25 protein-coding genes are annotated in these 26,678 nt (G+C 66.5%); 12 read left to right on the forward strand and 13 right to left on the reverse strand.

Going from position 1 to position 26,678, the window contains the following annotated elements:
- Positions 1 to 34: 34 nt before the first annotated feature.
- The 4 genes from M2650_RS11935 to M2650_RS11950 all read right to left on the reverse strand — a co-directional run bounded on the left by M2650_RS11935 (position 35) and on the right by M2650_RS11950 (position 3,335).
- Entirely contained in the window at positions 35 to 652 is a 618-nt protein-coding gene (locus M2650_RS11935; RefSeq protein ID WP_249474787.1) for a 2-hydroxychromene-2-carboxylate isomerase, read from the reverse strand.
- 13 nt (positions 653 to 665) lie between these two features.
- Positions 666 to 1,766, reverse strand: coding sequence for a glycine cleavage system aminomethyltransferase GcvT (gene gcvT, locus M2650_RS11940; protein ID WP_249474789.1), 1,101 nt, complete (start codon positions 1,764 to 1,766; stop codon positions 666 to 668).
- Between the two features lie 177 nt (positions 1,767 to 1,943).
- The gene (locus M2650_RS11945) at positions 1,944 to 2,375 is read right to left on the reverse strand and encodes an NfeD family protein (protein WP_249474791.1); all 432 of its coding nucleotides are present in this window, start codon (positions 2,373 to 2,375) and stop codon (positions 1,944 to 1,946) included.
- A 3-nt stretch (positions 2,376 to 2,378) separates the two neighbouring features.
- Complete coding sequence (locus M2650_RS11950; RefSeq protein ID WP_249474793.1) at positions 2,379 to 3,335, reverse strand: SPFH domain-containing protein; 957 nt, start codon at positions 3,333 to 3,335, stop codon at positions 2,379 to 2,381.
- Positions 3,336 to 3,436: 101 nt separating this feature from the next.
- Here M2650_RS11950 and M2650_RS11955 point away from each other — a divergent pair, with 101 nt between their 5' ends.
- From M2650_RS11955 to M2650_RS11965, 3 genes are read left to right on the forward strand one after another with little or no spacing between them, the layout of a single operon-like run.
- Complete coding sequence (locus tag M2650_RS11955; RefSeq protein ID WP_249474795.1) at positions 3,437 to 4,048, forward strand: RNA polymerase sigma factor; 612 nt, start codon at positions 3,437 to 3,439, stop codon at positions 4,046 to 4,048.
- Complete coding sequence (locus M2650_RS11960) at positions 4,041 to 4,616, forward strand: hypothetical protein (protein ID WP_249474797.1); 576 nt, start codon at positions 4,041 to 4,043, stop codon at positions 4,614 to 4,616. Before M2650_RS11955 ends, M2650_RS11960 begins: the two co-directional genes overlap by 8 nt.
- Positions 4,617 to 4,644: 28 nt before the next feature.
- Positions 4,645 to 5,952, forward strand: coding sequence for a PDZ domain-containing protein (locus M2650_RS11965; RefSeq protein ID WP_249474798.1), 1,308 nt, complete (start codon positions 4,645 to 4,647; stop codon positions 5,950 to 5,952).
- A gap of 215 nt (positions 5,953 to 6,167) precedes the next feature.
- Here M2650_RS11965 and M2650_RS11970 read toward each other — a convergent pair whose 3' ends face one another.
- The 4 genes from M2650_RS11970 to M2650_RS11985 form a co-directional block, all read right to left on the reverse strand.
- The gene (locus M2650_RS11970; protein WP_249474799.1) at positions 6,168 to 7,106 is read right to left on the reverse strand and encodes a DUF6607 family protein; all 939 of its coding nucleotides are present in this window, start codon (positions 7,104 to 7,106) and stop codon (positions 6,168 to 6,170) included.
- Positions 7,107 to 7,222: 116 nt separating this feature from the next.
- Complete coding sequence (locus M2650_RS11975; RefSeq protein WP_249474801.1) at positions 7,223 to 9,460, reverse strand: TonB-dependent hemoglobin/transferrin/lactoferrin family receptor; 2,238 nt, start codon at positions 9,458 to 9,460, stop codon at positions 7,223 to 7,225.
- Positions 9,461 to 9,578: 118 nt separating this feature from the next.
- Positions 9,579 to 9,779: a hemin uptake protein HemP gene (gene hemP / locus M2650_RS16615; RefSeq protein WP_425602545.1), complete on the reverse strand. Its 201-nt coding sequence runs from the start codon at positions 9,777 to 9,779 to the stop codon at positions 9,579 to 9,581.
- A 72-nt stretch (positions 9,780 to 9,851) separates the two neighbouring features.
- Positions 9,852 to 10,823: a potassium channel beta subunit family protein gene (locus tag M2650_RS11985; RefSeq protein WP_249474803.1), complete on the reverse strand. Its 972-nt coding sequence runs from the start codon at positions 10,821 to 10,823 to the stop codon at positions 9,852 to 9,854.
- A gap of 417 nt (positions 10,824 to 11,240) precedes the next feature.
- Between M2650_RS11985 and M2650_RS11990 the strand changes: the two genes are divergently transcribed.
- The 4 genes from M2650_RS11990 to M2650_RS12005 all read left to right on the forward strand — a co-directional run bounded on the left by M2650_RS11990 (position 11,241) and on the right by M2650_RS12005 (position 15,360).
- On the forward strand, positions 11,241 to 11,807 hold the full coding sequence (locus M2650_RS11990; protein WP_249474805.1) for a TMEM165/GDT1 family protein: 567 nt from the start codon (positions 11,241 to 11,243) through the stop codon (positions 11,805 to 11,807).
- A 52-nt stretch (positions 11,808 to 11,859) separates the two neighbouring features.
- Positions 11,860 to 12,996: a GGDEF domain-containing protein gene (locus M2650_RS11995; RefSeq protein ID WP_249474807.1), complete on the forward strand. Its 1,137-nt coding sequence runs from the start codon at positions 11,860 to 11,862 to the stop codon at positions 12,994 to 12,996.
- A gap of 83 nt (positions 12,997 to 13,079) precedes the next feature.
- Positions 13,080 to 14,378, forward strand: a complete 1,299-nt coding sequence (locus M2650_RS12000) for a NupC/NupG family nucleoside CNT transporter (protein ID WP_249474808.1) — start codon at positions 13,080 to 13,082, stop codon at positions 14,376 to 14,378.
- 16 nt (positions 14,379 to 14,394) lie between these two features.
- Positions 14,395 to 15,360, forward strand: a complete 966-nt coding sequence (locus tag M2650_RS12005) for a ribokinase (protein WP_249475053.1) — start codon at positions 14,395 to 14,397, stop codon at positions 15,358 to 15,360.
- An 18-nt stretch (positions 15,361 to 15,378) separates the two neighbouring features.
- On the opposite strand, the gene M2650_RS12010 is transcribed toward M2650_RS12005, so the two are convergent.
- Entirely contained in the window at positions 15,379 to 15,825 is a 447-nt protein-coding gene (locus M2650_RS12010; RefSeq protein WP_249474810.1) for a nuclear transport factor 2 family protein, read from the reverse strand.
- A gap of 182 nt (positions 15,826 to 16,007) precedes the next feature.
- On the opposite strand from M2650_RS12010, the gene dusB reads away from it, so the two are divergent.
- The 4 genes from dusB (at position 16,008) to M2650_RS12030 (ending at position 19,382) form a co-directional block, all read left to right on the forward strand.
- Positions 16,008 to 17,000 carry a tRNA dihydrouridine synthase DusB gene (gene dusB / locus M2650_RS12015; protein WP_249474811.1) on the forward strand — a complete coding sequence of 331 codons (993 nt, stop codon included), beginning with the start codon at positions 16,008 to 16,010 and terminating at the stop codon, positions 16,998 to 17,000.
- A 188-nt stretch (positions 17,001 to 17,188) separates the two neighbouring features.
- Positions 17,189 to 17,845, forward strand: coding sequence for a CDP-alcohol phosphatidyltransferase family protein (locus M2650_RS12020; protein ID WP_249474813.1), 657 nt, complete (start codon positions 17,189 to 17,191; stop codon positions 17,843 to 17,845).
- Positions 17,842 to 18,447 carry a lysophospholipid acyltransferase family protein gene (locus M2650_RS12025; RefSeq protein WP_249474814.1) on the forward strand — a complete coding sequence of 202 codons (606 nt, stop codon included), beginning with the start codon at positions 17,842 to 17,844 and terminating at the stop codon, positions 18,445 to 18,447. Before M2650_RS12020 ends, M2650_RS12025 begins: the two co-directional genes overlap by 4 nt.
- Positions 18,448 to 18,473: 26 nt before the next feature.
- Positions 18,474 to 19,382, forward strand: coding sequence for a phosphatidate cytidylyltransferase (locus M2650_RS12030; protein WP_249475055.1), 909 nt, complete (start codon positions 18,474 to 18,476; stop codon positions 19,380 to 19,382).
- Positions 19,383 to 19,444: 62 nt separating this feature from the next.
- On the opposite strand, the gene M2650_RS12035 is transcribed toward M2650_RS12030, so the two are convergent.
- The 3 genes from M2650_RS12035 to olsF all read right to left on the reverse strand — a co-directional run bounded on the left by M2650_RS12035 (position 19,445) and on the right by olsF (position 23,127).
- On the reverse strand, positions 19,445 to 20,488 hold the full coding sequence (locus tag M2650_RS12035; protein WP_249474816.1) for a metal-dependent hydrolase: 1,044 nt from the start codon (positions 20,486 to 20,488) through the stop codon (positions 19,445 to 19,447).
- Positions 20,489 to 20,608: 120 nt separating this feature from the next.
- Entirely contained in the window at positions 20,609 to 21,439 is an 831-nt protein-coding gene (locus tag M2650_RS12040; protein WP_249474818.1) for a UDP-2,3-diacylglucosamine diphosphatase, read from the reverse strand.
- Entirely contained in the window at positions 21,436 to 23,127 is a 1,692-nt protein-coding gene (gene olsF, locus M2650_RS12045; RefSeq protein WP_249474820.1) for a bifunctional ornithine lipid synthase OlsF, read from the reverse strand. Before olsF ends, M2650_RS12040 begins: the two co-directional genes overlap by 4 nt.
- Positions 23,128 to 23,346: 219 nt before the next feature.
- On the opposite strand from olsF, the gene metK reads away from it, so the two are divergent.
- Positions 23,347 to 24,558, forward strand: coding sequence for a methionine adenosyltransferase (metK, locus tag M2650_RS12050; protein WP_249474822.1), 1,212 nt, complete (start codon positions 23,347 to 23,349; stop codon positions 24,556 to 24,558).
- Between the two features lie 250 nt (positions 24,559 to 24,808).
- Here metK and M2650_RS12055 read toward each other — a convergent pair whose 3' ends face one another.
- Positions 24,809 to 26,509: a LysM peptidoglycan-binding domain-containing protein gene (locus tag M2650_RS12055; protein ID WP_249474824.1), complete on the reverse strand. Its 1,701-nt coding sequence runs from the start codon at positions 26,507 to 26,509 to the stop codon at positions 24,809 to 24,811.
- Positions 26,510 to 26,678 lie beyond the last annotated feature (169 nt).

Below are 26,678 nucleotides of genomic sequence, written 5' to 3' on the forward strand. Positions count from 1 at the left end.
GGAATCGGCCGTCGCCACACAGAAAGAACGGCCGTCAGTGTGAAAGGTAAGGCGCGCGGCCGCTGACGATGGCATCGCGCAGCTGCTCGATCCGGTCCTGCCCCCAGAACGTTTCGCCCTGGTGGACGTAACCGGGCAAACCCGGAAGGTCGGCGGCGATGGCGTCCGCGGTGTTGGTCTGGTAACGCGTGGCGGCAGCCTCGCCATCGGCGGCCGCGAGCACGGCCGGCGCATCGTGGCCGGCGTCGCGCAACAGTTCGGCGATCACGGCGCGGTCGGCGATGTCGCGGTCCTGCGCCCAGACCGCGCGGAAGCCGGCATCGACATAACGCGACGCATCGGCGCCGGCTTGCGCCAGCGCGATCGCAGCGCGATCGGCCAGCGACGGATCCACCGGGAAGTAGCGCGGCTGCAGATTGAGCGGCAGGCCGCGCTGTTCGCGCCAGCGCTGCAGTTCGACCAGACGGTAGCGCTGCCGCGCCGGCGCGCGTTGGCCCAGCGGCAAGCCGCCGTTGGCGGCGAACAGTCCGAAGATGCGCACCGGGCGGTAGGCCAGCGTTACCCCGGTGTCGCGCGCCATCGCCGTCACGGCCGCGTGGCCCAGGTAGGCGTACGGCGACAGCAGGCTGAAGTAGTAGTCGACGGTGGCCATGGCGCCGGCGCCGTCAGATGCCTTCCTGCGGCTTGCCGTCGCGCACGAACGGGAACTTGACCACCCGCACCGGCACTTCGCGGCCGCGGATGTCCACGCGCACGTCGCCCGGCGCGCCGGCTGGCACGCGCGCGAACGCGATCGCCTTGCCGAGCGTGGGCGAGAACGTGCCGGACAGGATCTCGCCGTCGCCGTTGGCGGTCAGCACTTTCTGGCCGTGGCGCAGCACGCCCTTCTCGTCCATCACCACGCCGATCATCTGCCGCGGCGCGCCGGCGGCTTTCTGCTTTTCGAGCACGCTGCGGCCGATGAAATCGCGGCCCTCGTCGAGCGCGACGGTCCAGGCCAGCGCGGCCTCGTAAGGCGATACGGTGTCGTCCATATCCTGGCCGTACAGGTTCATGCCGGCTTCCAGGCGCAACGTGTCGCGCGCGCCCAGGCCCGCCGGCTTGACGCCCGCGGCCAGCAACGCGTCCCACAAGGCGACGGCGCGGTCTTCGGGCACGACGATCTCGAAGCCATCCTCGCCGGTGTAGCCGGTGCGCGCGACGAACAGCGGCGCGCCATCGTTCGTGACCGCTTCGGTGGCGACGAACTTGCCGATCTTGCCGGCCGCGGCGGCGGTGTCGGGCGACAACAGGCCGATCACGCGTTCGCGCGCCGTCGGGCCCTGCACGGCGATCATCGCCAGCTCGGGACGTTCGGCGACTTCGACCGCGAACGGCGCCGCCTGCTCGACGATCCACGTCAGATCCTTGTCGCGCGTGGCGGCGTTGACCACCAGGCGGAAGAAATCCTCGGCCAGGTAATAGACGATCAGGTCGTCGATCACCCCGCCCTGCGCGTTCAACATGCAGGTGTACAGCGCCTTGCCCGGCTTCTGCAGCTTGTCGACCGAGTTGGCGACCAGGTAGCGCAGGAATTCGCGGACGCGCGCGCCGCGCAGGTCGACCACGGTCATGTGGCTGACGTCGAACATGCCGGCATCGCGGCGCACTTGGTGGTGTTCTTCGACCTGCGAACCGTAATGCAGCGGCATGTCCCAGCCGCCGAAGTCGACCATCTTGGCGCCGAGCGCGCGGTGGGCGTCGTTGAGAATGGTCTTCTGGGTCATTGCGGCGGTCTCTGGCAAAGAACGCCATTATCCCAGACCGCGCCGGCCGCCGCCTGCTTTGCGCTGCAGAGCGGGACTTGCCCCGCTGCTCTGCCTTTGTAGGAGCGGCTTTAGCCGCGAGCTTTTCGGCCAGCAGCGTATGACTGGAAGAGCTCGCGGCTAAAGCCGCTCCTACGATTAGACGGCCTCGACCTGAAGGGTCATGCCTTCTGCGCCGACGATGCGCACCGTCGCGCCGGTCGGAAGATCGGGACCGGCCACATCCCAATAGGCATCGGCGATCTGCACGCGGCCGTGGCCCTGCACGATGCCGCGCTCCAGCGGCACCACCCGGCCTACCAGCGCGGCGGCGCGGCGGTTCAATGCCGGCTGGTCGCTCTGCCGCTCGCGGCCGCGGAACCATTTGCGGTAGACCTGGATCGAGATGAAGCTGAGCACGATGAAGGCGGCGGCTTGCGCCAGCAACGGGATGCCGGGAATCAGCAACACGCCGAGGAAGACCACCACCGCCGCGAAGCCCAGCCACAGCATGAACGCGCCGGGCGCCATCGTTTCCGCGGCGAACAGCACCAAAGCCAGCGCCGCCCAGGTAAAGACGTCCCAACGCATGGCTCAGCCTCCCGTGCGCGGCGCCGGCGCGACGGCGCGGCCCGGCTGCTGGTTCAACGCTTCCTTGGCGAGTTCGCCGATGCCCGCAAGCGAGCCGATCACGCCGGCCGATTCCATCGGCATCATCACGAACTTCTGGTTGGGCGCTTCGGCGAGGGCCTTGAACGCTTCGATGTACTTCTGCGCGACGAAGTAGTTGATCGCCTGCACGTTGCCCGAGGCGATCGCGTTGGAGACCACTTCGGTCGCCTTGGCCTCGGCCATGGCCAGGCGTTCGCGCGCCTCGGCTTCGCGGAAGGCGGCTTCGCGGTTGCCTTCGGCCTCGAGGATGGTCGACTGCTTCTCGCCTTCGGCCTTGAGGATGGCGGACTGGCGGAAGCCCTCGGCTTCGAGGATGTTGGCGCGCTTCTCGCGTTCGGCCTTCATCTGCCGCGCCATCGACTCGATCAGGTCGCGCGGCGGCTGGATATCTTTCAATTCGATGCGGTTGACCTTGATGCCCCACGGATGGGTGGCTTGATCGACGGCGACCAGCACCTTGGCGTTGATCTCGTCGCGCTTGGACAGCGACTCGTCCAGGTCCATCGAACCGATCGAGGTGCGGATGTTGGTCATCACCAGGTTGAGCGTGGCGATTTCCAGCTGCGCGACTTCGTAGGCGGCCTTGGCCGCGTCGAGCACCTGGAAGAAGACGATACCGTCGACCTTGACCACGGCGTTGTCCTTGGTGATCACGTCCTGCGACGGGACCTCCAGGACCTGCTCCATCATATTGATCTTGCGGCCGACGCCCTGGTAGATCGGGATCAGGAAGTGCAGCCCCGGTGTCATGGTGTGGGTGTATTTGCCGAAGGCTTCGACCGTCCATTCGTAGCCCTGCGGCACCATCCGTACGGCCTTGAACAGGATCACGACGCCTGCGAACAGCAGCACGACGGCGAGCAGCGTACCCATGGACATGTGACGACCCCTCCCTTAGTTGACCGGCCCAGTATAGGGCTTGGCCATGACCGCCCGACGGCCTGCGACCCTTTCGCCCGGTCCCGCATCTAGGATGAGGAATGCCGCCCGAACCGATACGCCCGTCCAGCTTCGCGATCGACGTTCCGGACGCCCTGCTCGTCCGGGCGCGGGCGGGCGACCGTGCGGCGTTCGAGCAGCTGTACCGCTGGTTCGAGCGACCGGTATTCACCCTGGCGCTGCGGATCGGCGGCGACCGGGACGAGGCCGCCGAAGTACTGCAGGAGACGATGTTGAAAGTGATCGACCGAATCGCCGATTTCCGCGGCCAGAGCGGCCGCAGCGACAGCCCGTTCTGGGGCTGGCTGCGGCAGATCGCGGTCAACGAGGCGCTGATGCGCCTGCGCCGCGGCCGCAAGCTGTCCCAGGAGGTTTCCGACGACCTGGTCGGCGAACTGGCCGAAGACAACGGCCCATTGCCGCCGGCGGCTGCCGACGCCGCGCAACTGCAGCGCGCGCTGGCCACGCTGCCGGCAGCCACGCGCAGCGTGCTGTGGCTGTACCACGCCGAAGGCTATACGCACGAAGAAATCGGAAATCTGATGCAACGCACGCCCAGTTTCTCCAAGTCGCAACTCGCGCGCGGCACCCGCCGCTTGCGCGCGCTGCTGCAGGCCGAACCCCATTCTGTGGAGGGCGCCATCCATGCCTGATGCCTACTCGCAGCGCGGTCCGCTTCCCGACGGCTGGCACGACGCGTTCGCGGCGCTGCCGCTGGAACAGGCGCCGGCCGACGGCTGGTCGCGTTTGAGCGCGCGCCTGCAGGCACGGCGCCGGCCGCAGTGGCCGCTGCGTTTCGCGGCCGCGGCGGCATTGGTGGCTGCGGTCGCGCTGCCTTTGAAGCTGTACCACTCGCGGGATATGCCGGGCGCCGATCCGGCGAGTACGGCTCCGATCGCGTCCGCTTCGCCGTCGCAGCCCAAGCCCGCCACGCTCGAGCAGTTGTACGCCGAATCGGCGCAGTTGGAATCGCTGCTGCAAGTCGCGCGCGACGATCGCGTTTCCAGCGCGACGGCCGCGGCGATGTCCAGCGAACTCGATGCGCGCATCGCCGCCATCGATTCGGCGCTGATGCAGCCTGGGCTGTCGCCGGAACGGCAGCTGTGGCTGTGGCGCGGCCGCGTCGAAGCCCTGCGCTCGCTCACCGGTTTCGAAAGCAACCGCCGCTGGTTGGCCGCCAACGGCGAACGTTACGACGGCGCGATCGCGCGCGTCGATTGAACCAGAACTCTCCCACAGGGGTTGTCCCATGAAAATTTTCGCCTATCGCACCACCTTGCTCGCCGCGGCGCTGGCGCTGGCGACCGGCGGCGTCTGCGCGCAGACATCGGCCAAACGCGACGCCGCCAACGCGAAGGAACTCGCCCAAGCGCGCGCCGAACTCGCACGGGCGGCCAAACGCGTCGCCGAACTGTCGCAGAATTCTGCCGAAGCGCGGGCGCACCGCGCCCAGATCGAACTGGTCAGAGGAGCGCGCAAGCCGGTGATCGGCGTATTGCTGGCGCCGGACGACCAGGCAGGCGTGCGCATCGCCGGCGTCACCCCCGACAGCGCCGCCGCCAAGGCCGGGCTGCAAGCGGGCGACCGGATCGTCAGCGTCAACGGCGTACAAGTGCTCGGCAATACCAGCGACCTGCGGCTGCGCAACACACGCCAGTTGCTCGACAAGCTGGACGATAAGTCGGCCGCCAAACTGGGTTACCAGCGTGGCGGCCGCAATGCGGTGGTCAGCGTCACGCCGCAAGTCAGCGGCGCCTACACCCTCGTATTCGACGACGGCGAACCGGGCACGGTCATGCATGACGTGGTCATCAATACCGATCGCATCAACGAGATCGTCAAGAATGTCAAGATCAAAACCGAAGATCTGGATTACGACTTCGATTTCGACTTCGAAGGAATGGATTTCGATCCGCCGCCCGGCATCGCTCCGGAGATCCGCGAAGAACTGCGCCGCATCTCGCCCGCATGCAAAGGCAAGGACTGCAAGGCGCCGATGATGCTGTCGGCATTCCGTTGGAACGGCCTGAACCTGGCCGCCGTCGACCCGCAGCTCGGCCGCTATTTCGGCACCGACAAGGGCGTGCTGGTGTTGTCGAACGGAGAGTTGAGCGGCCTGCAGGCGGGCGACGTGATCCAGAAGATCGACGGCAAGGCCGTGAACAGCCCGCGCGAAGCCATGGACTTGCTGCGCGACAAACCCGCCAACGCCACGGCCGCCATCGCTTATCTGCGGGATCGCAAAACCGCCAGCACGCAGGTCAAGGTGCCGCGGCTGATGGCGTTCCCGCCGGTTCCACCGGCACCGCCCGCACCGCCGAAACCGCCTAAGCCGCCCAAGTCCCCGGCTCCGCCTGCGCCACCGGCACCGCCCGCTGCGGCCATACCCACGCCGCCTGCGCCTCCCGCGCCACCGGAGCCGCCGTCATGGGTGACCGCGGCAGGAGACGTAAGTTACGTCTTCGTTTCGGAGGACGGCAAAACGCATTCCTATTCCTGGAGTTCCGACGATGCGGAACCAAAGGTCATCGAAGAGGTCGAAGTCAACATACGCTGAACCTCATTCTGAAAACCCCCTCGCCCGGGCCGCCAAGCCCGGGCTTTTTTTGCTTTTGCAGGAACGGCTTGGCTGCGGGCTCTTTCGGGTCGCGATTGTCTGACAAAGGCTCGCGCCCAAACCTGCTCCTACAAAGGAGGTGAAGCAAAGTCGCTGGATTCCCGCCTTCGCGGGAATGACGGCGAAAAACAGACGCAGCCTCTTCGCCTCTTTACTTAGCGTTTGGCGACCGCATCCGGCTTCGCCGGTTCGACCCACTTCGCGAAGACATCGTCGATCTGCTTGTCGGACACTTTCTTGCCCTGCTCCAGCGACTCGGCCTGCTCGAACAGCGGAATGATCATCGCCATGCCGTCGATCTTGGTCTTCAGATGCACGCCCGGGGGCTTACCCAGGAAACCGTCCCAGCGCGAGCGGACACGGGCCCAATAGTCCTTGGTCGCATCCCAGTACTTGTACGCGGGCTTGAAGTCGACTTCGGTCGTCTTCTGGTAGTCGTTGAAGCCGAATTCGCGCACCAGTTCCACTTGGCTGCCGTCGGGATTGCGCAGCACCTTGGTGTTGAATTGCTCGTGCGTCCAGCCGCCCGGCGTCAGCGTGTGGCGGTTGATCGCCGACACCGCGTTGTAGTCGCTGCGCTTGGTGTACTCGCGGCGCGGCAACGGGCGCCAGGTCTGATCGCTGGTCCAGGTGGCCACGCCGTTGTCGTAGGTCCAGCGGCCGGTGCCGCAGTAGCGCGGCGCGTCGCTCACCTCGAACACGCACTGCGTCCATGCACCGCGGGTTTCCTCGGCGGGGACCGTGCGCACCTGCCAGGTCTGGTCGGCGCTGAATTCGAAGCGGCTCGGCGCTTCGTACACCCAATCCTGGCGCCAGTGCTTGGTGACGTGGCCGCTCTTCTCGTCGACCAGGATGTGCTGCAACACGACCTTGGTCGGGGTGTCTTCCACCACGATCACGGTCTCGTTGCCGCCGCTGCGCTGGGCCGGCCCGCGCTCGTAGCCCGGCTTGAGCAGCACGGTTTCGTCGAAGGCGAAATCGACGATGTACTCGCCCTGCATGGCCAGGATCGACTTGCGGTCCTGCGCGGTGTCCTGCGCGACGGCGGGCAAGGAGAGCAGCGCCAGCGGCACTATGGCGAATAGGGTTTTCATATCGGATTCGATGGGCTGGGAGCGCGATTTCATAGGATAACTCCTGGCTGGCGGCCGTGGCCGCGGAAATTCGCTATTGCGGGGATCTTGTAGAGCGGTGCTGATGCGGAACGCCCTTACCAATTCACGCTCACGCTGACCGACAGGTTGCGGCCGGGGCTGGTGAAGCGGTCCAACACCGATGCCGGCGTCGCCACGGCGATGCCGTCCGGCAGATCGCCGCCTTGCCAGTATTTACGATCGGCGAGGTTGAATACGCCGACGTTGAGCTTGGCGCCGGGCGCGAAATTCCAGTGGGCGAGCAGGTCGAGCACGCCGTAGCCGGGCGTGGCGTACAGGCCCAGCTGCTCCAAGTCGCGTTTGCGCTGCGCGAAGCGGCCGGCGAGCTCGGCGCCCCAGGTATCGCGGTCGTAAGCCAGGCCGATCGCGGCGGTCAGCGGATCGACCGATTGCAGCGGCACATCGTCGGTTTCGTCGCGTCCGCGCGACCAGGCCGCCGAGCCGCGCAGCGACCAGCCCGCGAAACGATCCGAGACGCGGCCGAAATCGATGCCGGCTTTCAATTCTGCTCCGTAGATCTTCGCGTCGGCGATGTTCTGCGACTGGAATACCTGCAAGCCTTCCTCGTTGAGGCCGATGAAGCGGAACGATTCGATGAAGTCCTTGTAGTCGTTGTGGTAGCCCGACAGGCTGGCGTAGGCCGCATCGCCGACGAAACGCACGCCCGCCTCGAAGCCGTTGCTGGTTTCGGGCTTCAGATCCGGATTGGCGATGGCCGTGTAGCCGAACATCAGATTGGTGAAACCGATATTGACGTCGTTGTACGGCGGCGCGCGGAAGCCTCGCGAGTAGCCGCCGTACAACGACCATTCCTCCGCGAAATGCCAGACCGCGCCGAGCTTGGGCGACACGTTGGTGTCGGTGAGTTCGACGACAGCCACGCCGGGATTGTCTTCGGCGAAGATGTTGTCCACCTCCGGCCGCAGCTCGTAGCGGTCCACGCGCACGCTGGGCGTCAGGCGGAAGGCGCCGTCGGCGAAACTCATCTCGTCCTGCAGGTACAGCGCGGCGTTGGTCGTGCGGCTGATCGGAAAATCGCGCACCGGGAACACGTCAGGCAGCATCGCGTTGCTCACCCGGCCGGTATCGAGGTTGGCGACGCGGCCGTCGCGCTTCTGGCGAGTCTGCGTGCGCGATACGTCGAGCCCGTAGGCGAGGTCGTGCTGGATGCCGCCGCCGCTCAGCGACTTGAAAAAGTTGGCCTGCATGCCGTACTGGCGCTGGTCGAAATCGAAACTGCGGTCACGCTGCTCGGGCACGCCTGCGGCGGTGCGCCGCACCTCGCGCGTGTCCTGGGTGGTTTCGCTGTCCTGACGGTAGACCTGCCAATCGAAATGGTCTGCGAAACCAGCATCGAGCGCGTCCGCTTCATGGCCGAAAGAAACGCGCGCACGCGACTGATGGTCGTCGCCCGCGACCAGCAGGTTGGTGGCGCGAGTGAGCGATTGCAGCCCGAGCGAACTGAGCACATCGGTATCGGTGTCGTCTTCGTTGCCTTCGACGGTCAGCTTGAAACGCTGGTTCGCGCTGGGTGCGTAGACGAGCTTGGTCAGCAAGCTGCGGCCGTCGCGATCCTGCGGGTTGGGCGTGGTGCGCGCCGCGCCCAGAACATCGTTCTCGCCCATGTTCTTGGTTTCCTGGCCCTGGCGGTGGCTCACGGTCACCAGGCCCGACCAGCGCTCGCCGCCGAAGGCCGAGGTCGCGCCGGCGAACAAGCCGCTGGATTCGCCTTCGGCGCCGAGCTTGAAACCGAAGTAGGCATCCTTGCCCGCGTCCAGATAATCGGACGGGTCCTTGGTGATGAACGAAACCACGCCGCCGAGCGCATCGGAACCGTAAAGCGAACTGGTCGGACCACGCACGATCTCGACCCGCTTGAGCGTATCCATGTCGACGAAATTGCGGTTGGCGTTGGAGAAGCTGCCGATGGCGAACGCATCCGACACCGCGATGCCGTCGGTCTGGATGCGCACGCGGTTGCCGCCCAGGCCGCGGATGCGGATGTCGCCCAGGCCGAAGCGGCCGACGCTGGAGGTGACCGACACGCCCGGTTCGTAGCGCACCAGGTCGCGCAGGTCGCGCACCAGCGTGTCGTCCATCCGTTCGCGGTCGATCACGTCGACCGTATTGGGCACGTCGGACATCGCGCGCTCGGTGCGCGTGGCGGTGACCACGACCGGGTCGAGCTCGATGGCGCTTTTTTCTTCGCCCGAAGGGCCGGGGGACGCGGATTGCGCGGCGGCCATGCCGGGCAGCGCCAGCCAGAGGGCGAACGAAAGCAGAGACGGACGCATAAGTACTCGCGGTGAAGGGAAGATGGGCGCACCGCATCCGGCTCGAACCGTGCGCAGGCGGAGAACGCACACGCAGGCACCGGCCGTCGGCGACCGGTGCCTGCGCACACGTGGGCGTTCACTTGGTCAGGATGAGCTTGTCGTTGCGCGTATGGCGCAAGCGGTAGCACTCGTTGCCGTGACGGATCAGGATTTCGCGCTGGCCTTGCAACAGCCGGTCGCTGTCGACTTCGGGCGCGGAGGCCGTAGCAGTCGGTGCGATCGAGTTTCTTTGCGGCACGTGCAGGACGCGTACGGGTGACGGGCTTAGCGTGGGCATGGGCGACTCCCTGGCGGCGACAGACTCAAATGCTAATGATTCTCATTTGTCTGTCAAGTCCCAATCGCGAATTTATGCCGTAGCGGCCTCGATCCGGTCCCAGGCGATCTGGTCGAGGCGTTCGGAGAGATCTAGGGCTTCCAGGTTCTGCAGGAGTTGCGCCACCCGGCTGGCGCCGAGGATCACCGACGACACGTGCGGATTGCGCAGGCACCAGGCGATGGCCAGCGGCGCGGGCGGCACGCCGAACTCCTCGGCCACGCTCGTGAACGCGCGGGCGCGTTGCGTGCGGCGCGAGGCCTCGTCGCCGAACACGCCGCGCTGCAGCCAGGTGTAGCGGGATTGCGCCAGCCGCGAATCGGTAGGCACGCCGTCGTTGTACTTGCCGGTGAGCAGGCCCGACGCCAGCGGCGACCAGATCGTCGTCCCTAAGCCGAATTCGGCGTAGAGCGCGGCGTACTCCAGTTCGACGCGTTCGCGGTGCAGCAGGTTGTACTGCGGCTGTTCCATCGTCGGCGCATGCAGGTGCTGCGCACGAGCGATCTTGTGCGCTTCGCGAATCGCCGCGGCCGGCCATTCCGACGTGCCCCAATACATCACCTTGCCCTGCCGGATCAGCGCGTCCATCGCGGCCACGGTTTCGGCGATCGGTGTTTCCGGATCGGGCCGATGGCAGTAGTACAGATCGAGATAGTCGACGCGCAGGCGCTTGAGCGCCGCATGGCAGGCGTCGTGCACGTGCTTGCGAGACAGGCCTCTCTGCATGGGCCGCGGCCCGTCGACCGCGCCGAAGAAGACTTTGCTCGACACCGCGTAGCCGTCGCGCGGCAGGCGCAGATCGGCGATCGCATCGCCCATGACCCGCTCGGCTTCGCCGTTGGCGTAGGTTTCGGCGTTGTCGAAGAAATTGATGCCGTGGTCCCACGCCGCCGCGATCAGTTCGCGCGCTTCGCCGCGTCCGACCTGGGTGCCGAAGGTGACCCAGGCGCCGAAAGACAGCGCGGACAACTGCAAGCCGGAGGATCCGAGGCGGCGGTATTGCATGACTGCGAACCGGAAATGGACTTGTATACATCCTACTCCGGCGCCTGTTCGCTCTTTGTAGGAGCGGCTTCAGCCGCGAGCTCTTCCCATCAAATCGGCGCGAACATGTGGGAAGAGCTCGCGGCTGAAGCCGCTCCTACAGAACCGCGCTGGAATGGTTCTCATTGCGGCAAGCGCGGATCCGGTCCGCTAGAATGCGCGCACTTTCCTCCTCCGGGGAGTAGCCCACCCGCAGCGCCACCGCGGGGACGCGCGTCAACACACTTGGCCAGCCGGCCATGGCGCGCGATGTGGATGCGCGGCGTCGCACGACGCCGGCGGCACGGGCAAGACCGAAGGCAGGCGCAACGCGCACCCAGGCCGGGCCGCGTGGCGTCGGCCTTCGCGTTCGCCGCGATCGCCCGGCCCGGAGTGTCGATGGAATCCCTGCTGGTCTCGACCGCCACGGTCGCGCTCGCCGAAATCGGCGACAAGACGCAATTGCTCGCCCTGCTGCTCGCGGCGCGCTACCGCAAGCCGGTGCCGATCGTGCTGGGCATCCTGGCCGCGACCCTGCTCAACCACGCGCTGGCCTCGTGGTTCGGCGCGGCAGTGTCGCAGTGGCTGTCGCCGCAGGTACTGCGCTGGGTGGTGGTGGCGAGTTTCCTGGGCGTGGCGCTGTGGACGCTCAAGCCGGACCGGCTGGAAGGCGACGAAGCGAAACTCCCCGCGCGCGGCGCCTTCATCGCCACTTCGGCGGCCTTCTTCCTGGCCGAAATCGGCGACAAGACCCAGGTGGCCACGGTGCTGCTGGCCGCCAAATATGCGCCGCTGTGGCAGGTGATCGCCGGCACGACGCTGGGCATGCTGCTGGCCAACGTGCCGGTGGTGGCGCTGGGCAGCCGTTTCGCGGATCGGCTGCCGCTGCGCGCCGCACGCATCGTGGCGGCGCTGGCATTCCTGGCGCTGGCCGGATGGGTCGCCTGGCACGGGATCGGCCGCTGAGGGCCGGTTGCGGCTATCCTGCGCGCGCGGTCTCCGGCCGCAGGGGATGCGGATGCGCGAGCTGGTCCAGAAATTCGTCGAGTTCCTGAAGACGCTGCTCGCGCGCCCCGACGAAATCATGCTCGAGGTCGGCGCCGGCGGCGAACTGCTGGTGGCGCGGCTGCGCGCCGCGCTGTCGCTGCTGATCCTGATCATGCCGCTGGTCGGCATCATGGTCGGCAGCCCGATCGACGAGGCGATGATCGGGCTGGGCGCCGCCGTCTTCGTGATCGCGGTATCGCAGATCTGGCTGGCGCTCGCGCGCAGCCGGCAACGCTATCCCTGGCTGCCTTATGCCACCGGCACCTACGACATCACTTCCACCACGCTGGTACTGGCGCTGCTGTCGATGGGCGAATTGCCGGCCGGCGTCAACAGCATGGTGGTCTGGGGCTTCTATCCGATCGGCATCGCGATGACCGCCTTGCGCAACGACGGCCGCCTGGTGCTGTACGTGGGCCTGCTGTCGATCGTGCAGTACGCCTCGCTGGTATGGGCGGTGCTGGCGGCCGCGCAAAGCCCCGAAAACCTGATGTCGGTGGAATACGGCGCGGTCACCATGGCCAACCAGATCCAGCGGCTGATGCTGCTGGCGTTGATGACGATCATCGTCTCGACCGTGGTCTACCGCATGCAGCGGCTGGTGGAGATGTCCGGCACCGACGGCCTGACCCAGCTGCCCAACCGCACCTGGCTGCTGCACCGCATGCCGCGCCTGTTCGACGCCGCGCGCCACGACGGCGCCACGGTGACGTTGGCCCTGATCGACATCGACTACTTCAAGCGCATCAACGACGAGGTAGGCCACCTGGCCGGCGATCGCGCCTTGCGCCATGTGGTGGCCGTGCTGTCCGGCCTGATCGGGCCCGACGAATGGCTGATCCGCCTGGGCGGCGAGGAATTCGTGCTGGTGCTGCGCAAACCGATCGGCAATGCCTGGGAACGGCTCGACAGCCTGCGCCGTGCCGTGGCCGAATCGCGCTTCACCGCCGAACGCGGCGCGGAGCCGCAGCGGATCACCTTCAGCGCCGGCCTGGCCAGTTTCCCCAACGACGGCAGCGACACCTCGGCCTTGCTCAAGCGCGCCGACCGGCGCCTGCAGCAGGCCAAACGCGAAGGCCGCAACCGCGTCGTAGCGCGCGACGACTGAGCCCGATCCGGCCTGCGACGGTTGCCCGGTGCGGGGCCCTGCTCTACGCTGCGCCGACGCTAACGCAGGCTGGGGAATACTGAATGGAAGGTTTGGCGCGGGTCGGCTTCGGCCTGTTCGGACTCGCGGTGCTGATCGGCATCGCCTGGTTGTTCTCCAGCAACAAGAGAAAGGTCGATTGGCGTCTGGTGCTGACCGGCATCGCGCTGCAGATCCTGTTCGCCGCGTTCGTGCTGCTGACGCCTTGGGGCGCGACGATCTTCGACGGCTTGTCGCAAGGCTTCGTCAAGATACTGAGCTTTACCGCCGCTGGCACCAGCCTGATCTTCGGCGGGCTGTCGGATCCGGCCAAGATCGGCTTCGTGTTCGCGTTCCAGGTGCTGCCCACGATCATCTTCTTCGCTGCGCTGATGGGCGTGCTCTATCACCTGGGCGTAATGCAGCTGGTGGTGCGCGGCATGGCCTGGGCGATCACCAAAGTGATGCGGGTATCGGGCGCGGAGACCACCAGCGTCTGCGCCAGCATCTTCATCGGCCAGACCGAGGCGCCGCTGACCATCCGCCCCTATCTGCCGAAGATGACGCAGTCGGAACTGCTGACGGTGATGATCGGCGGCATGGCGCATATCGCCGGCGGCGTGCTCGGCGCCTACGTGCTGATGCTCGGCGGCGGCGATCCGGTGCAGCAGGCGTTCTTCGCCAAGCACTTGCTGACCGCTTCGATCATGGCCGCGCCCGCGACGCTGGTAATCGCCAAGATCCTGGTGCCGGAAACCGGCGAGCCGCTGACCCGCGGCACGGTGAAGATGGAAGTGGAAAAAACCACGACCAATGTCATCGACGCCGCCGCCGCCGGCGCTGCCGACGGCTTGAAACTGTCGTTGAACGTCGGCGCGATGCTGCTGGCCTTCACCGCATTGATCGCGTTGCTCAACTGGCCGATCCAGGGGCTCGGCGACGTCACCGGCATCGCCGGTGCGATCGGCCGGCCACTCGACCTGGGCGTGATCCTGGGCTGGATCATGGCCCCGATCGCATGGGTGATCGGCGTGCCGTGGCAGGATTCGGTGACGGTCGGCGGCCTGATCGGGCAGAAGATCGTGCTCAACGAATTCATCGCCTATAGCGAACTGAGCAAGGTCATCGCCGGGCAAGTGCCCGGCGTCGCGCTCACCGAACAGGGGCGGCTGATCGCCACCTACGCTTTGTGCGGCTTCGCCAATTTCAGCTCGATCGCGATCCAGATCGGCGGCATCGGCGGCCTGGCGCCGGAGAGGCGCCACGACCTGGCCAAGTTCGGTTTGCGCGCGGTGCTGGGCGGTTCCATCGCTACGTTCATGACCGCGACCATCGCCGGCGTGCTGACCTGGATCGGCGCGTGACATGGTCGATGGCGGCGTGGGCAAGGTCGTCGTCGTCGGTTCGTTCAACGTCGACCACGTCTGGACCACCGCTGCATTGCCGCGCGCCGGCGAAACGCTGAGCGGCGAATACGCGACGGGGCCCGGCGGCAAGGGCTTCAATCAGGCCGTGGCGGCGCGGCGCGCGGGCGCGGACACCGCTTTCGTCTGCGCACTGGGCGACGACATGGGCGGACAGCTCGCCCGCGCGCTCGCCGCGGCCGACGGCATCGATCTTCGCGGCCAGCGCAGCGAGCGGTCCACCGGCACCGCCGGCGTCTATGTCGACGGCGAGGGCCGCAACAGCATCGTCATCGGCGCCGGCGCGAATGCGGATCTGTCGCCCGCCTTCATCGCAAGCCGGCGGGATCTGATCGCCGCCGCCGACGTGCTGCTGGCGCAATTGGAATCGCCAGCCGAAGCGGTGCTGGCGGCGTTGCGCGCCGCCCGCGCAAGCGGCGTGATTACGCTATTGAATCCCGCTCCTGCGAATGCGGTAGTGACCGCCGAACTGTTGTCCGCGACGGATATCCTGACGCCGAACGAAACCGAATTCTCCGCCCTGCTTGCGCGCCATGTCGGCGAACGCATCGAAGGCGATGCCGTCGCTGCCTTGGATCAGGCACGTTTGCATGCGTTGTGCCGCGAACTTTCGCCGGCGGGCACCGTGGTCGTCACCCTGGGCGCCAGCGGATGCTTCGTCTCGCATGCGGAAGACGTTCGGCGCGGCGACGACAACGCCTATTACCGGATCGCCGCCGAGCCGGTGCGTGCGATCGACACCACCGGCGCCGGCGATGCCTTCAACGGCGCCTTGGCGGCGGCCATCGCATCCGCTCCAGACGCGCCTTTCGCCGAACCGATCCGCCGCGCCGGCCGTTACGCGGCGTTGTCGACCGAGCGGCAGGGCGCGGCTGCGTCGATGCCGCAGGCCGCAGACGTCCAGGCCCGTTTCGGGCCATAGCTGTCGAACCGCAAATCTTCAGTCCGGCAACGGGATCGAAGATTGCGCAAACGCATAACGCCACCCGGCTGGCGTGCATAGGTAGACGTCGCTGAACCACAGCCGATAGTCGAACGGCTTGCCGCGTTCGTTGCCCTTGGCGTGCAGCAAGGCCGTGATCACCGCGATATCGCCGAAGAAACGCACGGTCTGCCGGGAATCGTCCTGGCGCTGATAAGCGATTTCGCCGGCACGCGCCTCGGCCAGAAGATCGGCCTTGCCGATCACCTTGCCTTTGCCGGTCACCAGTACGAAATCGTCCGGCAACAGTCTATCCATGGCTTTGGCATCGTTCTTCTGGACCGCAGCCTGATATTCGGTGTCCAGCGCTTTGATCGCGGCTCCGCTTTTGGGGCAGGCCGCGAAGGCTGTGGCTTGCGCCGCGGCGAGCGCCAAGCCCGCTATCGCCGCCGTCTTGTTGTCCATGCTTCTGGCTCCTGTGAAAGTCGCGATAGCTTTCGGAACGGAGCGGAGAATTGCGCGCCATTTTCGGACATCGTTGCCGCGCTTGATGCGTGGCGGCATCGGTCCGGCCGCCGGCCGGGCGCAGAAACCGCGGCTCCGTGCCGACGCACGGCGCGGACCCATCGGCCGATCTACAATGCCGCATGCAGATCGGCCACCACCGCATCGACCCGCCCGTAATCCTCGCCCCGATGGCGGGCGTCACCGACAAACCGTTCCGCCAGCTGTGCAAGCGGCTTGGCGCGGGTTTGGCCGTGTCCGAAATGACCATTTCCGATCCGCGCTTCTGGAACACCGAGAAGTCGTTGCGGCGCATGGACCACCTCGGCGAACCGGATCCGATCAGCGTCCAGATCGCCGGCACGGTGCCCGAGGTGTTGGCCGATGCGGCGCGCTACAACGTCGACCACGGCGCGCAGATCATCGACATCAACATGGGTTGCCCGGCGAAGAAGGTGTGCAACGCCTGGGCCGGTTCCGCGCTGATGCGCGACGAGGCGCTGGTGGCGCGCATCCTTTCCGCAGTGGCGCGTGCGGTCGATGTGCCGGTGACGCTGAAGATCCGCACCGGCTGGAACGCCGACAACAAGAACGCGCCAACCATCGCCCGCATCGCTCAGGACGCCGGCATCGCCGCGCTCGCCGTGCATGGCCGCACCCGCGACCAGCAGTACGCCGGCGCCGCCGAGTACGACACGATAGCCGCGATCAAGGCGATGCTGGACATCCCCGTGTTCGCCAACGGCGACATCGACTCGCCGCAGAAAGCGGCGCAGGTGCTGCGGCACACCGGCTGCGACGCGGTGATGGTCGGCCGCGCCGCGCAAGGCAGGCCATGGATCTTCCGCGAGATTTCGCACTTCCTGGGTACCGGAGAACTATTGCCGGAACCTTCTCTGACGGAAGTGCGGGACGTGCTGCTCGGCCACCTCGAACATCTGCACGCGTTTTACGGCGAACCGGCCGGCGTGCGAATCGCGCGCAAGCACCTGGGCTGGTACGCGAAGGACCGGCCGGAAAATGCGGCTTTCAGGGCCGTGGTCAACCGCGCGGAGACTGCGACCGCACAGATGGCGCTGACCCGCGAGTATTTCGATGCGCTGATCGCCGGCGAGCCGCTGTCGCTCGCGGCCTGAGCCGCGAGCTCTCGACCTTGTGGGAGCGGCTTCAGCCGCGAGCTCTTTCCTACCTTCGACTGCGAACCCAACAAAGAGCTCGCGGCTAAAGCCGCTCCCACAGAACCGCTCCTACACAAAAGCGGCGGCGCCTTGACGAGGCGAGGCAGGAAGGCTATCTAGAGCGCAAGGGGAAGAGGGGCTGGGGCATGAACGAATCGCGCAACAGCGATCCGCAAAGCATTGCGCACGACAGCCGACGGCCCATCGCCGCCCGCGGCAGCGCTTTCGCCCGGCATTCCGCCGCCTGGCTCGCGAAGAGCGGCATCACGCCCAATGCGATCTCGGTGCTGAGCATCGTCTTTGCCGCTGCGGGCGCCGCGGCGCTGCTTTGGCTGACGACGCCCTGGGGTGCCCTGCTCTGCGCCGCCGGCATCCAGGCGCGCCTGCTGTGCAACCTCTTCGACGGCATGGTGGCGGTGGAAGGCGGCAAGGCTTCGGCTACCGGCACGCTGTACAACGAAGTGCCCGACCGCATCGCCGACAGCGCGCTGCTGATCGCGCTGGGTTATGCCGCGGGCATCGGCTGGCTCGGATGGCTGGCGGCGCTGCTGGCGGCTTTGACGGCCTATGTGCGCACGCTTGGCGGCGCGCTCGGGCAAGCCCAGGATTTCCGCGGGCCGATGGCCAAGCAGCATCGCATGGCGCTGATGACCCTCGCCTGCCTGATCGCGCCGATCGAACTGGCGCTGTCCGGATCGAGGTATGCGCTGCTGATCGCAGCGGCTACGATCGCCGCCGGTTCCGCGCTGACTTGCTGGACCAGGCTGCGCGCGATCGGCAAGCGCATGGCAACGCAAGCATGATCGAACGCGCCGCCGCTGCCGGCCTGGTCGGCTTCACCCGCCTGATGGTCGGCGCGCGCGCCGATTGGCGCGCGCCGCCGCCGGCCGGGCAGACTTTGTATTTCGCCAACCACAGCAGCCATCTCGATACGCTCGCGATCTGGTCCGCGCTGTCCGCACCCGTACGCGCCGCGACGCGCCCGGTCGCAGCGCGCGACTATTGGGACAGCCCGGGTTTGCGCGGCTATCTCGCGCAGAACGTGCTGCGAGCGGTGCTGATCGAGCGGCGCCGCGAAGCGCGCGACGGCGACCCGCTGGCACCGGTGTTCGAAGCATTGGCGCAAGGCGATTCGCTGATCCTGTTCCCGGAAGGCACCCGCACCGCCGAGCGCCTGCCGCAACCCTTCCGCGGCGGCCTGCACAGGCTGGCCGAAACGTTTCCGGAGCTGAACCTGGTGCCCGCCTATCTCGATACGCTCCACCGCAGCATGCCCAAAGGCAGCCTGATCCCGTTGCCGCTGTACTGCACGGTGCGTTTCGGCGCGGCGTTGCCGCGGATGTCCGGCGAACCGCGCGACGCCTTTCTCGCCCGCGCCCGCGACGCCGTGGTGGCGCTGTCGTGACGCCGCAACAGAAATTGTTGGCGGTGATGGGTGGCATCGTCGCCCTGCTGGTCGTGGCCTCGCTGATCGGCTGGTGGCTGTCGCGCCGCGGTCCGGACGGCGGCGGCGACACCGTGCGCAACCTCAACGCCCGTACCCGCGCCTGGTGGAGCATGGTCGCGGTGCTGACCGCGAGCTTCCTGTTGGGTCCGATCGCCACGCTGGTGATCTTCGCCTTCATTTCGTTCTTCGCGCTGCGCGAGTTCATCACGCTCACGCCTACACGCCCCGGCGACCACATGCCGCTGGCGGTGGCCTTCTATGTGCTTATCCCGGTGCAGTACTGGCTGATCGGCGACGGCTGGTACGGGCTGTTCGCGATCTTCATCCCCGTGTACGCCTTCCTGACCCTGCCGGCGCTGGCTGTGTTCGGCGGCGATACCGAGCACTTCCTGGAACGCACCACCAAGATCCAGTGGGGCGTGATGATCACCGTGTACTGCATCAGCCACGCGCCAGCGCTGATGATCCTGGACCTGCGCGATTTCAGCGGCCAGGGCGCGCTGCTGCTGCTCTATCTGATGCTGGTGGTGCAGATCAGCGACGTCATGCAGTACGTATTCGGAAAACTGTTCGGGCGGCACAAGCTGGCGCCGGCGGTGAGCCCGTCCAAGACGGTCGAAGGGCTGGTCGGCGGCGGCTTGGCGGCGATCGGCATCGGCACCGCCCTGTGGTGGATCACGCCGTTCACGCCGCTGCAGTCGGCGCTGATGTCGACGGCGATCGTGATTTCGGGCGTGGTCGGCGGCCTGGTGCTCTCGGCGGTCAAGCGCAGCTTGGGCGCCAAGGACTGGGGCAGCATGATCGAAGGCCACGGCGGGATGATGGACCGTATGGATTCGGTCAGTTTCGCGGCGCCGATCTTCTTCCATCTGACCCGCTACTATTTTTCCTGAGCCGCGCGGTCAGCGCAGGGCGAAATACGGCATGCCGGCGACGGCGATCTTGAAGGCATGCTTCATCGGCTGGAACTCCGCGCGCCCTCGCCCGTCGGCAAATTACCCTCTCCGGTATGCCGGATCCGTTGCCAGGTGGCGGACCAGGCCGCGCCGACATCTCGCTGCAGCATGATTTGTTCGGGAACGATGGCTCGCCATTCGTCCGCATCGCGCTCGGCCACGGCGAACCGGAAGAAATAATCCGGCTCGGCGCCCATCCGCAAATCGGCGAGCACCAGCCGGCCGCCTTCTTCGCGCGCTTGCATGAAGCCATGGTTGAACCAAGCCAACCGATCGACGGCTTCGATGCCTTCGGCCTCGCGCAAGGCCTGGACGTCAGAGGTATGGGCCTTGAACACCATCGGCCCGCGATCGGCGGCCAGCGAACGGTAGCCTTCGACATAACCGTCGGGCGTCATCGCCGCCACGCGCCACAACAACGTGTTGAACGGCATCGGCACCGAAAAACGCGGCGCCTGGCTCAGGCCCATCGCGGCCAGCGCAGGGCGCGCCTGGCGCTCGACCAGCGCCTTGGCCGTCAACGACCAACCGACATAAGCCACGCCAAGCGCGATTCCAGCGCACAACGCTTTGTCCGCAAGCGGCCGTTGCAACGCGAACCATGCCACCACGCAGGCGACGAACCAAGGCAGCGTGAACAAGGGATCGATGATGAACAGGCTCGACCACATCAGCGGCTTCATCGGCAGCGGCCAGAACAGCTGCGTGCCGTACACCGTGAACGAATCGATCAGCGGATGCGCCGTCAGGCAGACGAAGATCGCCCAGAACCAGCGTTGCGGTTCTTGCGCGACGCGGCCGCCGCGGCGGCGGAAGAACGCCCAGACCGCCCAGGCCACGAACGGCAGCACGAACCACGAATGGGTCATGCCGCGATGCCAGGTCATTTCGGTGACCGGATCGCAGAAGCGCAGCGGAAATACATCCAAGTCCGGCAACGTATTCAGCGCCGCGCCCGCCAGCAGCGCGGCGCGCCGGTGCTTAGCCGGAGCGATCGCAGCGGCGATGGCGCCGCCGTAGAACAGGTGAGTGATGGAGTCCATGCGGCCTTAGCTGTTCTTCCCCCTTTGAAAAAGGGGGACTGAGGGGGATTTGCTCTTGATCTTGCCTTAAAAGCAAATCCCCCTGCATCCCCCTTTTTCAAAGGGGGAGAACAACAGGAGCTAAGCGGCGCGCGGCAGCGCCTTTTCTTCGCCTTCGCAAACCAACCGCAATCGCGGCGGCAGCATCGCCAGCGTTTCGCCGGCATGCGACAGCAGCCGCAACGTGCCGTCCATGTCCTCGGCCAAAGCGGTCAGGCTTTCGACCCAGTCGCCGTCGTTGGCGTAGATCAAGCCGTCGCGTTGGACCAAACCGGCGCGATGGATATGCCCACAGACGATGCCGTCGAGCCCGCGCCGGCGCGCGTCGTCCAATCCCGCCTGCACGAACCGCGCGATGAAGCGTTCGGCGGTATCGCTCTGGCGCTTGAGATATTCGGACAGCGACCAGTAGCGGCGGCCGAAACGCCGGCGCAGGCGATTGAGCCACTGGTTGCCGGTGAGGATGCGGTAATACAGCCAGTCGCCGAACTTTTCCTTCAACCCGCCGAAATGGGTGACGCTGTCGTAATCGTCGCCGTGCGTGACCAGCAATCTGCGGCCATCGGCGGTGACGTGGATGGTGCGGCGCCGCACCTGCATCGCCGGCAGCGCCAAGCCGCAGAACTTGCGGATCGGGCGATCGTGGTTGCCGGGGATATAGATGATTTCGGTGCCGGCGCGACGCAGTTTGTGCAGCATCTCGACCACGCGGTTGTGGTGATGCCCCCACGAAGCGCGCCGCTGCGCCATCCACCACAAATCGACGATATCGCCGACCAGGTACAGCCGTCCGCATTCCAGCGTCGACAGGAAGGTCGCCAACTCGTCGGCATGGCAATGCTTGGCGCCGAGGTGCACGTCGGAGAGGAAGACCGCCCGCCGACGCCCGCCGGAGGCGATCGCCGGACTCATGCGGCGACCTCGTCGGTCAGCAGATAGCGCTTGCGTTTCTTCGGACGCAGCAGGTGCATGTCGACCTCGATCAGGCCATCGATGGAATCGCTGAACTGCGGATCGACGCCGAACGCCAGGAAACGCGCCCCGCCCGGCTCGCAAAGCTCGGTGTACTGCTTGTACAGCGTCGGCACGGCGGTGCCGAGCGCCGCTAGGTTGCCCTTGAGCACGTTGAATGCGGTGTCGGCATCCATCTCGCCGAACGACGGCGGCGCGGCGAAATATTCGAACGGCTGGTTCGACGCCGCCAGCGCATGCGGGCTGCCGTAGTAGCGCTGGTAGTACGCGACCAACTGCTCGCGCGCCGCCAACGGCAGCGCGGCGCTGATCGAAACGGGGCCGAACAGGTAACGCACGTGCGGATGGCGGCGCAAATAGGCGCCGATGCCTTGCCACAAATAATCCAAACTGCGGCTGCCCCAATAATCGGGCACCACGAAACTGCGGCCCAGCTCCATGCCTTCGGCCAGGCGCGGCAAAGCCTCGTCGGCATAACGGAACAACGAGGCGGTGTATAAGCCGGCCAAGCCGCGTTCGGCCAGCGCGCGCGCGCCGCGCATCACCCGGTAACCGCCCGCGATGCGTTGCGCCTGCGCGTCCCATAGCACGATCTGTTCGTAATGGGCGTCGTAGGCGTCGAGGTCGCGGCTGCGGCCTGTGCCTTCGCCGACCTGGCGGAAAGTGAGTTCGCGCAGGCGGCCCAGCTCGTGCAGCAGCGGCGATCCGGCCTGCAGCCTGGCGGCGCGGATCTGCTTGCCGTCCGCCGTTTCGCCGAGCAGTTCGGTGGCTTCGACCGAACGCCGCAGCGCTTCGACCGGCACCGGCGGCGCCAACGGTTCCGGGCCCGGCGCCGCACGGCGCTTGCCGAGCGCATACAGCGCCTTGCGCACCGCACGCAGCGCCGCGGTCGGATCGGTATCGGCGGCGATCGCCATCGGCTCGCCGATGCGCAGCGTCAGCGGCCGGTGGCCGCGCGCGTACATTTCGCGCGCCAGCAAGGCCGTGCCCGCAGGCTTGAACAGCGCCGAAGCGCCGTAGAACAGCGCCGAATTGCGCGCCTGGATGCGCACCGGCAGCACCGGCGCGCCGCTCTTGCGCGCGAAGCGCACGAAGCCGCGCTGCCAACGACCGTCGCGTACCCCGCGCAGGCCCAGCCGCGACACTTCGCCGGCCGGGAACACGATCACGCACTGTTCCTGCGCCAGCGCCTGCTCGATCGCGCGCAGGCTGTCGGCGCTGGCGCGGCCGCCGAGGATGCGCACCGGCAGCAACAGACCGGCCAGCGGCTGCAGCATCGACAACAGGTCGTTGGCGACGATCCGCACGTCGCGGCGCACGCTGCCGATGTGGTGCAACAGCGCCAGCGCATCGACCGCGCCGGAGGGGTGGTTGGCGACGATCAGCAACCGGCCGCGCTCGGGTATGCGCCCGCCCGTCTCGACCGTGTAGCGCGCCTGCAGGTGTTCGAGCGCGGCGTCGACGAAGGCGAAATCGCGCAGATGGCCGCTTCGCGCCAGGAAGCCGTCGATGGTGTCGAAGCGCGACCACCGCCCCAGCGTGCGCAACAAAGGCCGGGCGATGCCGGCCCGGCGACCGCGGAACCAGGTCGGGAATCGTTGCTGCAGGCGTTGTTCGAGCTGGAGCATGGCGGCTTTGGACGGCCCGTTTGGCCGGCAGCCTGCGCCCGTCCAGCGACAGCGAAATGGCGGTTTTACGGCAGGGAAATGACAGCGCCGGCGCGTCCGGATGCTTACTGCAAGCCAACTCCGGGCACGGCACAATGCACCTGCCCGCCCGGCCGTGTATCATTCGCGGCCATCTTTTCATCCGAATAAAGGGATGCGTCCCTTCAGGAGCCTGTGCCGATGTCCAATTACCTGTTCACCTCCGAATCGGTCTCCGAAGGCCATCCGGACAAGGTCGCCGACCAGATTTCGGATGCCGTGCTGGACGCGATCCTGGCCCAGGACAAGCGCGCGCGCGTGGCTTGCGAGACGATGGTGAAGACCGGCGTGGCGATCGTCGCCGGCGAAATCACCACCAGCGCCTGGATCGACCTGGAGGCGCTGACCCGCAAGGTGATCCTGGACATCGGCTACGACAGCAGCGACGTCGGTTTCGACGGCGCCACCTGCGGCGTGCTGAACCTGATCGGCAAGCAGTCGCCCGACATCAACCAGGGCGTGGACCGCAAGAAGCCCGAAGAACAAGGCGCCGGCGACCAGGGCCTGATGTTCGGCTACGCCACCAACGAGACCGACAGCTACATGCCGGCCGCGATCCACTTGTCGCACCGCCTGGTCGAACAGCAGGCCAAGGTGCGCAAGGCCAAGAACTCCAAGCTGCCCTGGTTGCGCCCCGACGCGAAGAGCCAGGTCACGCTGCGCTACGAGAACGGCAAGGCCTCGGCCATCGATGCGGTGGTGCTGTCGACCCAGCACGATCCGGACGTGAAGCAGAAAGACCTGGTCGAAGCCGTACGCGAACACATCCTCAAGCCCGTGCTGCCGGCCAAGTGGCTGCACAAGGGCACCAAGTTCCACATCAACCCGACCGGCAAGTTCGTGATCGGCGGCCCGGTGGGCGATTGCGGCCTGACCGGCCGCAAGATCATCGTCGACACCTACGGCGGCTGGGCGCGCCACGGCGGCGGCGCGTTCTCGGGCAAGGATCCGTCGAAGGTCGACCGCTCGGCCGCATACGCCGCGCGTTACGTCGCCAAGAACGTAGTCGCGGCCGGCCTGGCCGACCGTTGCGAAGTGCAGGTCAGCTACGCGATCGGCGTGGCCGAGCCGACTTCGATCTCGGTCACCACCTTCGGCACCGGCAAGATCGCCGACGAGAAGATCGAGAAGCTGATCCGCAAGCATTTCGACCTGCGTCCGTACGGCATCATCAAGATGCTGGACCTGATCCATCCTATGTACCAGGACACCGCTGCTTACGGCCACTTCGGCCGCAAGCCGAAGCAGATCAGCTACACCGATGCGGCCGGCAAGAAGCACAACGCCACCGCGTTCTCGTGGGAGTTGACCGACAAGGCCGACGAGCTGCGCAAGGCGGCTGGGATCAAGTAAGGCTGCTGTTTCGCATTAAAGAAAAAGCCGCGCATTGCGCGGCTTTTTCTTGCTGTGGCTTGGCCCCCTCTCCCGCAAGCGGGAGAGGGCTGGGGTGAGGGCGCGCGCCATTGCAAGATTGCGGCGAACAAACGGTTTCAAGCAAAGCTCTGCTCCAGACCGCCGCGAAACGAATTAGTACCCCGCGCGCCCTCACCCAACCCTCTCCCGCAAGCGGGAGAGGGCTAAAGCTCCATGCGCTTGCAGCCGATCAGCCGTTCTTGATCTCCATCGCGATCGGCTCGCCGTGCGAATCTACCGCCAGCTTGCCATCGGCGCCGTCGGAGATGCGGCTCAACGTCTCCGTAAACAGCCGCGGATCGCCGGTGCCCAGATTGCGCACCAAGTTGATGGCGAAATCGAGCGTGGTCTGCGACGGCATACCGCCATAACCGCCGACCAAGCTTTGCAGATCGTGCGACGCCGAAGTCGGCTGGCCGTCGACCGCGGTGGCCTGGATCGCACCGTGCGTCTGCGTCATCAGATCTTGCAACTGCGCCTCGGTAAAGGTGACCGTTACTTTGCCGGCCTCTGCTGGACCATCGCCGCGGAACTGTCCGGACCACGCTTCGTTGAGGAAGAACGCCTCGGTCTCGCCCGCCTCGATCGTGAACGAGTAAGTGCGTTCGGACACGATCTCATTACCGGATGCATCGAAGCGCTGCACGACCTGCAACGGCACGTTGTCCGAATACTGCAGGTTGATCGCGTACGTGTAAGAGCCGTCCGGGAAGGTCGTCTTCACGAACGCGCCGGTGTTGCGCTGGCCTGCGAGATCCACGCCGAACGGGCCGGCTTCGAGCTTGAGCCGCGTCTGCGAGGACACGTCCACCCGTTCGACGGTCTGCGCGTCGGTGACGCCGGGCGTTTCGTGCGCGACCTGGCCGCTCCACAGGAAATGCTCGTATGCCGCCTGGCTGTCCGGATTGGACAGGTCGAACGTCGCCGCCTGCAGCTTCGCATCGGACAGGATGTCCTGGCGGCCGACGATCGCGGTGATGTCGCCCCACTTGCCGCCCATCCCCTGGAACGACTCGATCACCTCGGTCGGACCGGTCAGCACGGTGACGCTGTCGCCGTGGCGGGTGACGCTGTAGGTGACGCCACTGGCTTCCAGACGATTGGACTGCACCGCCACGTGCTTGAACGAACCGGCGAATGCCGTATTGGCGAAGCTCTGCCCGTCCATGGTGATCGTGGCGCCGTCGGGGATCGTGCTCGGATCGGTCGGATCGATCGTCGCGGCGATCGCCGGATCCCGGTTCTCGCCCGGCAGGATCACCTTGTACTTGAAGCGCGTGCCGGCGCTGGCGCTGGCTTCGAGTTCCAGACCGCCCTTCTTGCCGCTTTCGGCCGTGCCCTTGACGCCCACATCGGCGACGAACTCCACAGACACTTCGGTATTGCCGTTCTTGTTGGCGAACCCAGCGGTGTATTCGCGCTTGTTGGTCAGCTCGAACTGCACGCCGCCGGTGCCGGGCTTTTCGATTCCGAACGGATCTTCCTTGCGGCTATTGGCGAGTTCGGCCTGCTGTTCCTGGGTCAGCTTTATGGTGCCGTCGGCCGGATTGAAAGTGATGTTGCCGGCCTTGTATTCGCTATCCGGCGACGGGAAGCCCGGGTTGACCGAACTGCTGTCGACCGGCTCCTCGGTCACGCTTTGCGGCGCAGCCGGAATGTTCAGCGTGTCGCCCGACCATATCAGCTCGCCGCCGCTCTGCGCGTTGTCGCGCCGCCGGGCGGAAGGGTCCTGGAAGATGTCCGGATTGGCGTCGCGGATCGCCTGCGGCGTGACGCCGTAGCGGTCGGCGATGTCGGAGAGCTTTTCGCCGGAGGCGACGGTATGGGTCTGCGGATGGTTCTGCGGCGAAGCGACGCCGCCACCGCCGTCGATGTAAGCGAGATTGACCATTGAATCGATTCCCTTCCTTGTTGCAGTCTCATGTCGGAACGCAGGGTAGCGCCGGATGCGCGCAGTGGCGGCCTGGGGAAAACCCTAGCGAGTGACGAAAGCATCGCCTGCGATGATGAATGCGCAGCATGGCGCCATTGGCTCCACCGCATGCCGCTCCGATGCGCGG

Source organism: Luteimonas galliterrae (assembly GCF_023374055.1).
GTDB classification, from domain to species: Bacteria; Pseudomonadota; Gammaproteobacteria; order Xanthomonadales; family Xanthomonadaceae; genus Luteimonas_C; species Luteimonas_C galliterrae.

What these genes read in the sequence shown, in the direction of transcription:
- M2650_RS11935 (WP_249474787.1), bottom strand. Translation starts at nt 652, where the DNA reads ATGGCCACCGTCGACTACTACTTCAGCCTGCTGTCGCCGTACGCCTAC.
- gcvT (WP_249474789.1), bottom strand. Translation starts at nt 1,766, where the DNA reads ATGACCCAGAAGACCATTCTCAACGACGCCCACCGCGCGCTCGGCGCC.
- M2650_RS11945 (WP_249474791.1), bottom strand. Translation starts at nt 2,375, where the DNA reads ATGCGTTGGGACGTCTTTACCTGGGCGGCGCTGGCTTTGGTGCTGTTC.
- M2650_RS11950 (WP_249474793.1), bottom strand. Translation starts at nt 3,335, where the DNA reads ATGTCCATGGGTACGCTGCTCGCCGTCGTGCTGCTGTTCGCAGGCGTC.
- M2650_RS11955 (WP_249474795.1), top strand. Translation starts at nt 3,437, where the DNA reads ATGCCGCCCGAACCGATACGCCCGTCCAGCTTCGCGATCGACGTTCCG.
- M2650_RS11960 (WP_249474797.1), top strand. Translation starts at nt 4,041, where the DNA reads ATGCCTGATGCCTACTCGCAGCGCGGTCCGCTTCCCGACGGCTGGCAC.
- M2650_RS11965 (WP_249474798.1), top strand. Translation starts at nt 4,645, where the DNA reads ATGAAAATTTTCGCCTATCGCACCACCTTGCTCGCCGCGGCGCTGGCG.
- M2650_RS11970 (WP_249474799.1), bottom strand. Translation starts at nt 7,106, where the DNA reads ATGAAAACCCTATTCGCCATAGTGCCGCTGGCGCTGCTCTCCTTGCCC.
- M2650_RS11975 (WP_249474801.1), bottom strand. Translation starts at nt 9,460, where the DNA reads ATGCGTCCGTCTCTGCTTTCGTTCGCCCTCTGGCTGGCGCTGCCCGGC.
- hemP (WP_425602545.1), bottom strand. Translation starts at nt 9,779, where the DNA reads ATGCCCACGCTAAGCCCGTCACCCGTACGCGTCCTGCACGTGCCGCAA.
- M2650_RS11985 (WP_249474803.1), bottom strand. Translation starts at nt 10,823, where the DNA reads ATGCAATACCGCCGCCTCGGATCCTCCGGCTTGCAGTTGTCCGCGCTG.
- M2650_RS11990 (WP_249474805.1), top strand. Translation starts at nt 11,241, where the DNA reads ATGGAATCCCTGCTGGTCTCGACCGCCACGGTCGCGCTCGCCGAAATC.
- M2650_RS11995 (WP_249474807.1), top strand. Translation starts at nt 11,860, where the DNA reads ATGCGCGAGCTGGTCCAGAAATTCGTCGAGTTCCTGAAGACGCTGCTC.
- M2650_RS12000 (WP_249474808.1), top strand. Translation starts at nt 13,080, where the DNA reads ATGGAAGGTTTGGCGCGGGTCGGCTTCGGCCTGTTCGGACTCGCGGTG.
- M2650_RS12010 (WP_249474810.1), bottom strand. Translation starts at nt 15,825, where the DNA reads ATGGACAACAAGACGGCGGCGATAGCGGGCTTGGCGCTCGCCGCGGCG.
- dusB (WP_249474811.1), top strand. Translation starts at nt 16,008, where the DNA reads ATGCAGATCGGCCACCACCGCATCGACCCGCCCGTAATCCTCGCCCCG.
- M2650_RS12020 (WP_249474813.1), top strand. Translation starts at nt 17,189, where the DNA reads ATGAACGAATCGCGCAACAGCGATCCGCAAAGCATTGCGCACGACAGC.
- M2650_RS12025 (WP_249474814.1), top strand. Translation starts at nt 17,842, where the DNA reads ATGATCGAACGCGCCGCCGCTGCCGGCCTGGTCGGCTTCACCCGCCTG.
- M2650_RS12030 (WP_249475055.1), top strand. Translation starts at nt 18,474, where the DNA reads ATGGGTGGCATCGTCGCCCTGCTGGTCGTGGCCTCGCTGATCGGCTGG.
- M2650_RS12035 (WP_249474816.1), bottom strand. Translation starts at nt 20,488, where the DNA reads ATGGACTCCATCACTCACCTGTTCTACGGCGGCGCCATCGCCGCTGCG.
- M2650_RS12040 (WP_249474818.1), bottom strand. Translation starts at nt 21,439, where the DNA reads ATGAGTCCGGCGATCGCCTCCGGCGGGCGTCGGCGGGCGGTCTTCCTC.
- olsF (WP_249474820.1), bottom strand. Translation starts at nt 23,127, where the DNA reads ATGCTCCAGCTCGAACAACGCCTGCAGCAACGATTCCCGACCTGGTTC.
- metK (WP_249474822.1), top strand. Translation starts at nt 23,347, where the DNA reads ATGTCCAATTACCTGTTCACCTCCGAATCGGTCTCCGAAGGCCATCCG.
- M2650_RS12055 (WP_249474824.1), bottom strand. Translation starts at nt 26,509, where the DNA reads ATGGTCAATCTCGCTTACATCGACGGCGGTGGCGGCGTCGCTTCGCCG.